This window comes from Pseudomonas sp. SR18 (assembly GCF_023701505.1).
In the GTDB taxonomy this organism is placed as follows: Bacteria; Pseudomonadota; Gammaproteobacteria; order Pseudomonadales; family Pseudomonadaceae; genus Aquipseudomonas; species Aquipseudomonas cyclaminis.
Genome location: NZ_JAMQAU010000002.1, coordinates 329,678 through 342,080, shown reverse-complemented (window position 1 = coordinate 342,080; position 12,403 = coordinate 329,678). Strand labels below are relative to the sequence as shown.

Below are 12,403 nucleotides of genomic sequence, written 5' to 3'. Positions count from 1 at the left end.
GACGCTACGTTGACCCCTTCTTCCTTTCCCCAACCCGGCGAGCTTTTGCACAATCGCCGGTTTGCCGTCGCCAGCAACACCCATGGCGTTTCCGGTACCGGCACGGTGTTTCATTACCTTGTCGACGGCGATGCCATTTCCAGCACCTACCAAGGCGGCCGAATCCGCATGGGGACGCAAGTCGGTCGCGTCACCGGTGCCGACACCATTGAGCTGCTGTTTCAGTGCCTGACGCTGGACGGTGATCTGCTGTCCGGATGGTCGCGAGGCACGGTGGCTGTGGATAAGTCCGGGCTTACCAGACTGAGCTTTGTATGGGGTTGGTTGTCGGGTGCTACCGGAGGCGGGGAGTCGAGCTACCTTGAATTAGCCGGTTAGAAAAAAACAGAAAATAAATCGGAAAAATCTTGAGGAAAGAGATGTATAAAACTCTCTATTAATCCCGCTAGTATTGGACTTACAGGAAAAATAGATCCGAAAATAAATCGGAAAAGATGAGCGAAATGACGCATAAATTCATGTCTGGAAACCACTGGCTGGAGCCTGTCTGGCCGTCCCCCGGTTTCCCTGCGTCGATTCAAGCAAGAAATGGCCAAGGCAATCCATATCTTGCTTACGCAGGGAGAGATCGCCCGTGCGGACTTCAAAGTGTTCTCCGGTCTGCATGACCGCGTGGCGAGCGACCAGCTCAAGAAATTGATTGATCTGGGGGTGGTCGAAGCGCCGTCGGCGAAATCACGCTCAATTTTTCCTGGGTTGCCCGTCTGGTTCGCCCAGATGATATTTCCGGATCTGCACCGGCGCTTTTACTGAACCAAGCTCACGGCACAAACTCCACCCGCAACCCCCGGCTCGCACTCCTCCCCTGATCATCACTGACCCGCAACCGATATTCACCCGACTTGCCCGGCCGCCAGTTCAGCGTGGCTTGCGGTGGGCCCTGGCCGATGAGGGTCTGGTCGGCAAACCAATACAGGGTCGCCGCATCGCTGGCGGCGTTGGCGTTCAGCGGGATGCTTTCCTGGGGTTGGGACAGGCGCAGTTGGTAGCTCACCTGGGTCAGCGGTGAGCGAATCTGCGGCGCTTCGCTCTGGTCGGTGATGCGGTTGGGTTGGCAGTTTTTCATCACGCTGGGCGGCGTGCGGCGGGGCAGGCCGGCAGCGCGGTACAGGCGTTGCACGTCGCTGGGCCAGAATTCGAAGATTTCCTCTCGCGTGTATTGCGGATCGAATGGCGGGCAGGCGGCTTTGCCGGTACGTGTGTCGATCAGCACTGGGCGGTGGAGGTTGGACACACGAATCGGCGAGACGCCGGGGATGTACCAGGTTTTGCGGGTTTGCGGGCACCAGCGGTTGGGCAGCTCGCCGGAGGCGGCGCAGATATCGATGCGCACCAGCCCGGCGGGCGGCTTGTCGGCTTTGATCGCGACGTTGGGCAAGGCCAGGGGCAACGCGTCCGCAATGCGGAAGAACAACGGCGCGGCCGTCTTGGCGCCAATAAACGCCGGGTTCGGCCGACCATCGAAATTACCCACCCACACCACCAGCACATACGGGCCGACCAGACCGGCGCTCCACGCATCATGAAAACCCCATGACGTGCCCGTTTTCCAGGCGGTGCGCCAATGGCGGCCTGGCAGACCATCGGGACGCGGGTTGCGCCGCAGCATGTCGCGTACCATAAAGGCCGCCTGGGGCGTGAGCAGTTGCGCGCCGGTGGTTTGCGGCTGTTCCTGCAAGTAGCGCAACGGCCGTAAATGCCCGTCTCCCGCTAACATCACATACAGCCGCGCCAGCTCCTCCGGGGTCATCTCGCCACCACCCAGTGCCAGGGCCAGGCCGTAATGGCTTTCGTCGCGCAGGCCTTTGATGCCGGCGCGTTGCAGCAAACCGTACAGAGACGGCGACTTGACCTGACTTGCCAGCCACACGGCCGGAATATTGCGACTACGGATCAACGCATCCCGCGCCGTCAGTGGCCCGACAAAACTGCCGTCGAAGTTTTCCGGTTGGAAGTAGCCGAAGTTACTCGGTAAGTCCTTGAGGATGCTCATGGGGTGGATCACCCCTTGGTCTAGCGCCAGCCCGTAGAGAAACGGCTTGAGCGTTGACCCCGGCGAGCGCCGTGACAGCACGCCATTGACCTGCCCATGGATGCTTGTGGATAAGTAGTCCGCCGAGCCCACCAACGCCTTCACGCTCTGGTCGCGGCTGTCGATCAGGATCGCCGTGGCGTTTTCCAGACCGGTGCTGCGCCGTTCGGCGATAAACCCGCTGATCAGACGCTCCAGCAATTGCTGCAAAGGCAGATTGAGGGTGCTGTTCAATTCGTTACCGGCTTGGGATGCCAGCAGTTGTTCGCTCACGTGCGGCGCCAAAAAAGGAATTTGCTGGCGATTGCGCGCTTCCAGGGGCAAGTCCAGCAGACTGTCATTGCGCAGGTCTTGTGGATAAGTCTCGCGCCAGTCAGCCATCAGGCGCAGCCGGGCGTTTTGCAGCGAAGGCCCGAAGCGCGCCCGCCGGCCCGGCTGTTGCGGGATCACTGCCAACGCCAAGGCTTCGGACAACGATAATTGCGCCGCCGCTTTACCGAAGTAAATGCGGCTGGCCGCTTCGGCACCTTCAATATTGCCGCCCATGGGCGCCAGGTTCAGGTACGCCTCAAGGATGTCGTGCTTGCTGTAGCGCGCCTCCAGCCACAGCGCCAACGCCATCTGCTGCAGTTTGCCGGGCACCTGGCGGGTGTTGAGGTCCCACAGGCGCCGCGCCAGTTGCATGCTCAAGGTCGAGCCGCCCTGGCGCTGGCCGCCGCTGTAGGTGGCCATGGCCGCCCGCAGCAACGCCGGGGGATTGATCCCAGGGTGCCAGTAGAAATTGCGGTCTTCCTTGAGCAGCAGGGCCTCAATCAATGAAGGCGAAATGCGCTCCAGCGGTAGCCACAGGCGATATTGGCCGTCCTGGGCCAAGGTCATGCGCAGCAGCGAGCCGTCGTCGGCCAATACCACTCTGGAGGACGTGACGGCCTGTTCCAGCGGCGCATGGGGCCACAGCCGCAACCCCGCCAGTAGCGCCGCTGCGGCCAGCAGCGGCGCCAGGCGTTTAAGGCTTGGTAATTTCAAGCTGGCCTACTTTGCCACGCCCTTGCAGGGTGGTTTCGTACATACCTTCGGCGTAGGCCGGTGGCGTGTTGAACGTCCCTGCATTGGTGGCGCGCACGCGGTACACGAAAGTGCCTACATCACGTAGCGCAGTGCCGTACAACACCACCCGATCATCCCGCACATCCACGTAGTCCGGCTGCCAGTTGCTCAACTCGGTCTCGCCGATGGGGGCTTGCCAGGTGTCGGCTTCTTCTTCGCTGGCTTCTACGTACTCGGATTCCTCGCCCTCGCTTTCCTCGCTGCTCGCGGCTTCTGGCTCCGGCGGCAAGTTATACACAGGCTCGACGCCACCCGGCAGTAGGTCAACCACAGCCACTTGCTGCACTTGATCACGGTCGGTGGCGCGCAGGCGCAGGCGCACCAGGAACTCGTCGCCCACTGCCACCTTGCTCACCGGCTCACCTTTGAGGTCGAGGTATTCGTGGATGATTTCCAGGCCATTGCTGATGGCTTTGAGCTTGGTGCCCTTATCAAAACCGGCTTCGCTGAGCATGTAGAACGCCGCAGGGCCGTCGGATTTTTCCATGACCAGCTTCTGCGTGGCGCCCGGTACGGCGGCGCGCGGTGGCTGGCCGGCCATCTCCAGCAATTGTTGCTGCTTGTCGCCCAGCCAGGCGGTGGCCTTGAGGGTCATGTCGCTTTGCGCACGCTGGCCATAGTTGTCCAGGGCGCGCAGCAACAAGGCTGCCGACAGTGAGTTGTAGCGCTGCTCATTGAGGCGTTTGCCAAGCTTGTCCAGCAGCGCGGTGGGCACGTCATCCATCAGTTCAGGGAAGTGGCGCGCCAGCAGGTGCAAGTGTTCGGCGTCGTGCACGAGTGGGTCGTAGTACAGACCGTCGCTGTCCCACTTATCCACCAGAGAACGCCACGGGATTTTGCGAAACAGCGTATCGGCCTGACGATCCTGCTTGAGCAGCTTGTAGCTGGCTGCCAGATAGGCGGCGCCCAGGTCGTTCTGCCAGCTGTCCTTGAAGTAACTTTCGTAGCGCTCGCGGATGTCGCTCAGCGCGCCGCTCACCAGAATCCCCTGACGGCTCAGCAGGTAACTGGCGTAGGCGCGGTTGCGCAATTCCGACAAGCCTTCGCTCGGGCCGTTGGCCAGGTCTGTCAGATACGCATTCGACCGTACCAGCAGATCTTCCGGTACCGGCAGCCCGCGCTCCTTGGCTTCGATCAGGAAGTCGGTTGCGTACAGGCTGGCGTACGGCGCCACGTCCGGGTTGGCCGCCCACAAACCAAAGCCACCGGCCTGGTTCTGACGCTGGCGCAACATGCGTACCGCGCTGTTGAAGGCTTGCTCAGCCTCGGGTGCGGTGCCGCCCCAGATCAAGGCCGGCATGGCCTTGGACACCAACTGCTCGGTGCACGCATAGCCGTAGTCATCCAGGTAATGCTTGAGGCCGTTGGCCCATACCAGCGGCGAGGCGGCCACGCCCAGTTGCACATCACGCAGTTGGCTGAACAGTTCACGCGTGGGCTTGAGCTCTTTGCTGGCGCTGTCGAAACGCCCCAGGCTCAGGGCCACGCGGTGTTCGCTCAAGGGCCGGATCGAGGTAGTTTCTGCCACTTGGATCCGCTTGCCATCCGGCAGCACCGCAACAAAGCGCAGGTCCGCCGACCCGAGCGTGTCGCCGACCTTGATCTTGAACTCGGCAGTGCCTTCCTTGCGTGGTTGCAGCGACAACGTGCTGCCCTTGTCGCCCTGCACCACGAGGCCGGCGCTGGTCTGCACCTCAAACTTCACCTGCGCTGCGGCGTCGAGGTTGCTGAACACCCCGGCGCTGACAGTGAACACATCCCCTGGCGCCACAAAGGCCGGTACGTTGGGCGTGATCACAATCGGCCCGCGCACGTCGGTCGTCGCCTCGCTGACGCCCACACTGTCGGTATCCACCGCAACGGCAAACAGGTGCAACTTGCCGTTGAAGCTGTCCGGTACCTGGTAATGCAGCACGGTCTCACCGGCCGGCAAATCCACCAGCCCGGACCACCAGGCCACCGGCGGCTGATGTTTACGCTTGAACGGGTTGAGATGGTTGGCCAGGGCGCCTTCCGTATCGCCACCGGGCGCTGCCCCACTGAGCAGGCGGCTGAATTCCGGCAAGATCAGGTCAAGAATCTGACTGGTGCCGACCTCCAGTGCACGTTTCTGGAAGAAGAAACCCAGCGGATCCGGCGTCTGATAGCGCGCTACTTGCAGGATGCCTTCGTCCACTGCGTAGACCACTGCGCGACCCGGCCGGTCGGCGTTGACCTTGATATCCAGGGTCTGCCCCGGCTCGATCTTCGCCGGGCCTTCGACCTTCAGCGCCATGCGCCGCGCATCCAGGTTGATGCTGAACGGCACCACGCCATAGGACAGCGGGCTCATATAAACCTCGGACGAGCCGATGTCCCGCACGAACTGCACGTTTACGTAGGCATTGCCCTCAAGCCCTGCAGGCACGCGGATATGTTGCACGCTGTTGGTGCTGTCAGCCTTGAACCACTGCTGGGTGTAGACCTTATCGCGCTCGATGGTGATCAAGCCCGCGCCAGTGTAAGGCGCGCGAATGCTGATGGCGATCTCATCACCGGTGGCGTAGCTGCGTTTATCCAGGCGCAGCTGCAGCTCGGCGTTACGCTCCAGGGAGCGCGAGGTGTTGCCGCGCCCGGCCACGCTGTAGTCGATCTGGTTGAGCAGGTTGCCGTTGGCGTCCTTCACTTGCAGGGTGAAATCCCCTGGTGTGCCGGTGTTCAGGGTCTGCTTGGCGCCGTCCTTGGTCATCACCAGCGGTGAGGCCGGTTGGCTGATGTTCTTGATGCGCGACTCGTACTTGTAGGTACCGTTGGATTGCTTCACCAGCACCGACACATAACGGTGCTCGACCACTTCGCTGGTCAGGCCATCCACCGCCAGCGGCGAAAGGTCTGGCGCGACGGCCATCCACTGCACCTGGCGTGGCGCATCCTTGGCAACGTACGACAGCGAGTCCTGACTTTTCACACCCACCAGGTAGGGCGCGGACGACACCAGCAAGGCACTTTGCGCTGCGACGTTGCGGCCACCTTCGGCCTCAAACACCTGGGTCATCACTTGCAGGCGATACGTGCTGTTGGCGAAACGTTGCAGGTTGAGGTCGAGCACCGCCTGGCCGTTATCGTCGACGGTGGTTTCGGCCAGGTCTTCGGTGCTGGCGTCTTCCAGGGAATCATTGAGGCGGAAGCGGTAATCGGGGTAACGGTCAAAGGCCGCGAGCGTCGGGCTCAGGGACATTTTCGCAGTGACGCGACGGCCCGACGCCGGGGCGCCGAACAGGTGCATGGCGGTGACTTTGGCCACCACCTGGTCCGGCGCAATCCAGCCCGGTACCGGCGTGTCATGCAGGCTCAGGCTGACTTTCATGCGGTCCGGCTCGAAGTCGCGGACCTTGAAGCTGACACTGCCCAGGTCGGTGCGGGTCTGTTTCTGGCCAATCAACTGCAAAGTCGCGGTGTAGTCCCCGGCGGGGGCGACTTCGCTGCTGGGGAAATCAAAGGTTTCAAACCCGCTGGCGGACAGCTTCAGCGGCTGGCGAATCACTTCCAGACCCCGTGGGTCGGTGATTTGCAGCTCCACCGGCAGGCCTTGCAGAGCGCCTTTCCAGTTGCCGCTGCGCACGATCATGCCCAAGTGAGCAGTTTCGCCAGGCCGGTACAGGCCGCGGTCGGTAAACAGGTAGGCGCTGAGGCGATCAATCGCACCGTCTTCTTCCAAACCGCCTACATCGAAGCGCGACAAATCCAGCTGCTGAGACTGACGGGCAATCGGCAGGAACGACTGGTCATTGCCGCGACTGACCACATACATCAGCGGCGTTTTCTCACGGCGCAGTTCATCCAGCTTGGCGAAATGCACATGGCCTTCGCCGTCGGTGTGGCCGCTGCTAACCGGCAAGCCGTTGCGCCCGATGATGTCGACCTGCGCGTCGGCCACCGGAGAGCCATTGCCGATGGACTGCACATACACGTCATGGCTGCCATCGCTGGAGCGTTTGGCGATGATGCCGAGGTCGGTCACCACGATAAACCGCAGGTCACTGGTGCTGCTGCGGTCGTAGTCGAAGGTACGCTCGGCCGGCTCATCCTGTGGGCTGAGCTTGAGCACAAAAATGCCGCGACGGCCGCCGTTGGCGGTGAGGTAGTGGCTCAAGTCCACGTTGTCGTAGACGGTTTTGGCCGGGTCATTGGATGACAGCGCAATGTCCAGGGACTGACGCTCGACCATGCGATCGAAGTACTCATTGCCGAAGTTCGGTCGCGCAAAGCTGCCGCTGCTCTGGTCCACTAGGTGCTGCAACTGGTTGGGCAACAGGCGGGCGATTTCCACGTGGGCGCCGGGCACGCCACGGGCCATGAAGCCCAAGCGTTTTTCACCGGTAAGGCTGAGCAGGGCGCCGTCAGACAGGAACTGCAAGGTGCGCGGATACGCCGGCATGCTCACCAGCGACGCCGTAGGATTTTTTGCCAGATAACCGCCAATGGCTTCCAGGTTGGCGGGCACGCGAACATACAGCGCACGACCGGCCGGGGCCTTGAACTTGAAGGCATGCAGGGTGTTCAGCGGTTCGACGCTGGGCACGTGGGTCAGGTTGACCTTGGTGCTGCGGGCGAGCAGGGCGTCGTCGATCTCATTAGTGGTGTAAGGGCGCGTGTCGTCCTGGGCTTTTTCTGGCAACAACCAGGCCTGGACCTTACCGGCGATGGTGTCATCGGCTACCGCGCTGGAACTGCTGAACATCAGCACCGGCTCTGGCTCGGCGCGTTCGTTATCCACAAAGCGGACTTCGGCGCCGGAAAAGGTCAGGCGATAGCGGCCGGGTACGGTGACTTCGGCCACCAATGGCGCGGCGCTGGCATTGCCGCCGTCGCGGGCCTTGATGCCTTCGTCGAGCTTGGCGCTGACCGGGGTGCTTTCCAGCGGGGTGGCCAGGGCGGCGGAGCGTACGTAGGCGTTGAGCTTCTTCTCGTCGAAGGTGATTTCCGGGCGATTGGGCAACTGGGCGTCGCGGTAGGCCAGGCCTTTGCCGAGGGTCACGGTTACACGCTTGCGTAGGTTGTCTTCATCCACCGGGTGGGAAAACCGGAAGGTCGCCACCAGCTGTTTCAGCGTCGGGTTGGATGGATCCTGGTACAACTCGTTGGCGGCCAGGGTGGCGCGGAACGGTTGGGTGGAGAACTGGGTGCTGTACTGATCCAGCAATACGCCGTCTGCCAGCAGGTTTTTCTTGGCCAAATCGAGGGTGTAGTGGGCGTCGATGGGCCAGTCTTTTTCCGGCACGAACAACAGGCTGCGGTCATCTGCCCAGCGCCAGGTGCCCGCGACCTCAGGCTTGAGGGTAATGCCCTCGGTAACAGGCTTGCCAATGGCGGCAAGCGGCGCCACGGATTCGGCGAAACGCACCTGCAAGTTATCCACAACCGGCGTGGGCTGGGTGTAGTCAGTCAGGTTGGGTTTGTGCAACGAGTAGCTCGCGGTGTGTGGCTGCGGCAGGTTGGAATACCAGTGCCAGCCGTAGAAGCCAGCCGCTGCGAGCAATACCAGCCCGAGCACCCCGGCACCCGTCTGGCGCGGGTAAGCGCGGGCTTTAGCGCCCAGTTTCGCCACGCCACGGCCGATAGCCCGCAGCCACAGCGGCGGATGCCATTGGCCGAAAACGGCCCCCACCACGGTCAGAAACACGCCGACAACACGACGGCTGATGGCTTTGAGCGAATCGAACATGGTGAGCATCCCTGGCTAAGTGCGGCGTATCTTACAGGGTCTTTGATACAAAAGATGACGCCGATATGCGCCGCACGCCGGGATCCTTCTGTTGGAACTCAGCGTCTGGTTAGGGGCTGCTGCGCAGCCCAGCGCGGGCAAGCCCGCTCACCACAAGGGTTATCGGTCAGCCTTTAAGCTCGTTGGTGCTGCGAACGGTGGGGTCACGTCCACCAGTAGCGCACCAGGTGGAAGAAGATCGGCGCCGCAAAACACACCGAATCCAACCGATCCAGCATCCCGCCATGGCCTTCGATCATATGGCCCCAGTCTTTCACGCCCCGGTCGCGCTTGATTGCCGACATCACAATCCCACCGGCAAACCCCAGCAGGTTGATCAGCAGCGCAATCAAAAACGACTGCCACGGGTTGAACGGTGTGGTCCACCACAGCGCCGCACCGATCAGCGATGACAGCAAAATCCCGCCGACAAAGCCTTCCACGGTTTTAGACGGCGACAGGTTGGGCGCGATCTTGTGTTTGCCGAACAATTTCCCACACACGTACTGGAGCACGTCTGACAGTTGCACCACGATCACCAGGTAGGCGATCAGCAGCAGGTTGCGGCCTTCGTAGCCGGGGATGTCCAGCGTCAGCAACGCCGGGACGAAGGACACGCAGAACACCGCGATCATCAGGCCCCATTGCACTTTCGAGGCACGTTCCAGAAAGTGCGTGGTGTCGCCGCCCAGCGAGGCGAGGATCGGCAGCAGCAAAAACACGTACACCGGGATGAAGATCGAGAACAGCCCGTACCAGTCCGAATAAATCAGCAGGTATTGCAGTGGCAACGCCAGGTAAAACGCCGCCACCAGCGCCGGGTAGTCGCTGCGCCGGGTCGGCGTGAGGGTGAGGAATTCGCGCAGGGCGTAGAACGACACCGCGTAGAACAACAGGATCACCGCGCCGGTGCCGAGCCAGAAGGCGATGCCGATCACCACCACCATCACCCACCAGGCGTTGATGCGGGCGTTGAGGTTGTCGATTACCGCGTTTGGCGTGCCACGGGTGCGCAGTTTGAGGATCAGGCCGATCAGCGAGGCGAGCACCAGGATCGCGCCGATCCCGCCGAATAACATCAGGGTTTGGCTATCCATGTCAGACATGCTCCGGGGCGAGGGCGAGCAAGGCGTCGCGGGTACGGGCCAGGAACAGCGCCTTGTCTTCACCGTCCTCCAGTTGCAGTGGCGCACCAAAGCTGGTTGTGCATAACAACGGCAGCGGCAAGACCCGCCCCTTGGGCATGACCCGGTTGAGGTTGGCGATCCACACCGGGATCAATTCGGCCTGTGGGTAACTTTTTGCCAGGTGGTACAGCCCGCTTTTGAACGGCAGCAAGCCGTCCTCCGGATTGCGCGTGCCTTCAGGGAAGATGATCAACGAATCGCCGCCTTCCAGGGCGGCGAGCATCGGCTGCAAAGGGTTATCCACAGGCTCTTTGCGTTCGCGATCGATCAGCACGCCGTTGAACACCCGGTTGATGATGTAGCGACGCAGCGCGCTTTTATTCCAGTAATCGCTGCCGGCCACCGGGCGCGTGAATTTGCGCAGGTTTTGCGGCAACGAGGCCCACAGCAGCACGAAGTCGCCGTGGCTGCTGTGGTTGGCGAAATAGATGCGTTGCACCGGCACCGGCGCACACCCCAGCCACAGGCTGCGAGCCCCGGTGACGGTGCGGGCCATGGAGGTAATCAGCGTGGCGACCACGGGTTCGAACATGGGGATTCCTTATCCGGCGAAAGGCAGCCAAGGGCTGGCGAGGATCACGCCCAGGGTCAGCAGCGCTTGCGCGCCCAGCAGCCAGGCTTGTTTGCGCAACAGTTTGAGGGCGCCGCGACGGCGCTCGGTCCAGGGGCGGCCGGCACGCTTGGGCGATTGCAGGCCGAGGGTTTGCAGCGCCTGGTCGAGGTCGGCGGTGCGCTCAGTATCACGGGCCAGCAACGCGAACAGGTCGGCGTCGAAGGCCACACGCAGCGCCCAGTACTTTTGCAGCAGCCCGAGGATGATCATCCACAGGCTGAGCAACAGGCAGATCGGCGTAACACTCGGCATCAGCAATTGCGCCAGGCCGAACAACACACCGGCCACGGTCAAGCCTGTGGATAACTGATCCAGCGAGCGGCCGCGACGCAGCAGGCTGGCGACGACCTGGAGTTCCATATCAGCGGGCATGGGGCAAACCCTCCAACGCTTCACGGTGAGCGGGGTGCAGGACCACATCGGTCCGCGCTGTACGAATAATAGTCAGCGCTTGGTCCACCGTGGTGGCTCGCCCACTGTGCAACAACCACGCGGCGACAGCAGTGGCGCTGCGTGAGTAGCCCAGGGCGCAGCACACCAGCAACGAGCCGCTTGCACGCAGGCGTTCGATGGCCTCAGCCGCTTGCAGGCATTCGGCGGGTGTCGGTGCGATCAGGTCCAGCACGGGAATGCATTGATAGGCGCGGTCCTGTGGATTAATCGGCAGTTCGGCGCAGAGATCGACGATGGCGCTGAACGAACCCTGCTCCTTTGCGGTAGGAATCCGCCCCAGCCAAACGTTATCCACAACCCGGTCAGGCTGTGGATGTTTGCGTGTCCACAGCCGGGAATTGATCCAGGCGCCCACCAGATAGGGCGCATACAACCAGCGAGCGGCGGGTGTGAGCCGGCCATCGGCGCGCTTCTGGAAACCCGCAGCCCCCAGCACGCAGTAATTCGCCGTGACCAACCCCAGGGAAACCGCTGGCCACAGCAGCCACAGCCACCATCCGCCAAGGCTAAAGGCCAGGATGATCAACGCCAGCGCGCCCAAGCCGTAACGCACGCCCAGCCGCCAGCGCTTCGCATCTCGGGCAAGTCGTGCATTCAGCAGCGGGCTCGGATGTTCCAGCGGCCACAACCACACGCATAGCCAACCGGCGAGGGCGCCTGTGGGTAAGTCGATAAAGTGATGTTGATAAGTGGTCAGCACCGAAATCCCGATGAGCGCGAACCAGCCATGCACCAGCCAGCGCCAGAAACCTTGGGTATGACGTTGGAACATGACCCACAAAATCACCAGCAGCGCGATATGCAGCGACGGTGCCTGGTTGAACGGCTTGTCGAAGCCCGCCAGCACCGCAAACAGCCAGCCAAACACGCCATCCAGCTCCGGCCGTTCGAAGGTGAAGCGCAGCGGCCAGATCAGGAAGCAGCTCACCGCAATCACTTGGGCACTCAGCAGGCGCAGCGCATGTTGCTTGAGTTCGTGACGGGTGCTCGGCAGCAGCAGCGAGAAACCATACAGCAGGTCGATGGACCAGTAGGGCACGATGGTCCAGGCCCAGAACGGCATATGGGTTTCCCAGCCGAACACCAGCGTGCCCACGTCGCTGCGCTGGCTGGTGACCCACGTGGCAAAGCCGTAGGTGCTGAAAAACAGCGGTGCCAGCAGTAGCAGCCACAGCACTGCGGGTTTCAACAAACCGGGTTCGCGCATG

Annotated in this window: 8 protein-coding genes; 2 read left to right on the top strand and 6 right to left on the bottom strand. The window is 62.1% G+C overall.

Going from position 1 to position 12,403, the window contains the following annotated elements:
• Window positions 1–9 precede the first annotated feature (9 nt).
• Window positions 10–378 (top strand): avidin-fold protein, encoded by a 369-nt coding sequence (locus tag NDJ82_RS05395; RefSeq protein ID WP_250925055.1) that lies wholly within the window; start codon window positions 10–12, stop codon window positions 376–378.
• A gap of 210 nt (window positions 379–588) precedes the next feature.
• On the top strand, window positions 589–813 hold the full coding sequence (locus tag NDJ82_RS05390; protein ID WP_191946652.1) for a hypothetical protein: 225 nt from the start codon (window positions 589–591) through the stop codon (window positions 811–813).
• Between the two features lie 7 nt (window positions 814–820).
• Here NDJ82_RS05390 and pbpC read toward each other — a convergent pair whose 3' ends face one another.
• The 6 genes from pbpC to NDJ82_RS05360 form a co-directional block, all read right to left on the bottom strand.
• Window positions 821–3,118: a penicillin-binding protein 1C gene (gene pbpC, locus NDJ82_RS05385; protein ID WP_250925054.1), complete on the bottom strand. Its 2,298-nt coding sequence runs from the start codon at window positions 3,116–3,118 to the stop codon at window positions 821–823.
• The gene (locus tag NDJ82_RS05380; RefSeq protein WP_250925053.1) at window positions 3,099–8,903 is read right to left on the bottom strand and encodes an alpha-2-macroglobulin; all 5,805 of its coding nucleotides are present in this window, start codon (window positions 8,901–8,903) and stop codon (window positions 3,099–3,101) included. Before NDJ82_RS05380 ends, pbpC begins: the two co-directional genes overlap by 20 nt.
• Window positions 8,904–9,106: 203 nt before the next feature.
• Window positions 9,107–10,039, bottom strand: a complete 933-nt coding sequence (locus tag NDJ82_RS05375; RefSeq protein WP_032885177.1) for a phosphatidate cytidylyltransferase — start codon at window positions 10,037–10,039, stop codon at window positions 9,107–9,109.
• A gap of 1 nt (window position 10,040) precedes the next feature.
• Window positions 10,041–10,661 carry a lysophospholipid acyltransferase family protein gene (locus tag NDJ82_RS05370; protein ID WP_099586110.1) on the bottom strand — a complete coding sequence of 207 codons (621 nt, stop codon included), beginning with the start codon at window positions 10,659–10,661 and terminating at the stop codon, window positions 10,041–10,043.
• Window positions 10,662–10,670: 9 nt separating this feature from the next.
• Complete coding sequence (locus NDJ82_RS05365; protein WP_122306941.1) at window positions 10,671–11,114, bottom strand: hypothetical protein; 444 nt, start codon at window positions 11,112–11,114, stop codon at window positions 10,671–10,673.
• On the bottom strand, window positions 11,104–12,402 hold the full coding sequence (locus NDJ82_RS05360) for a phosphatase PAP2/dual specificity phosphatase family protein (RefSeq protein ID WP_250925052.1): 1,299 nt from the start codon (window positions 12,400–12,402) through the stop codon (window positions 11,104–11,106). The genes NDJ82_RS05365 and NDJ82_RS05360 overlap by 11 nt, the downstream gene beginning before the upstream one ends.
• Window position 12,403 lies beyond the last annotated feature (1 nt).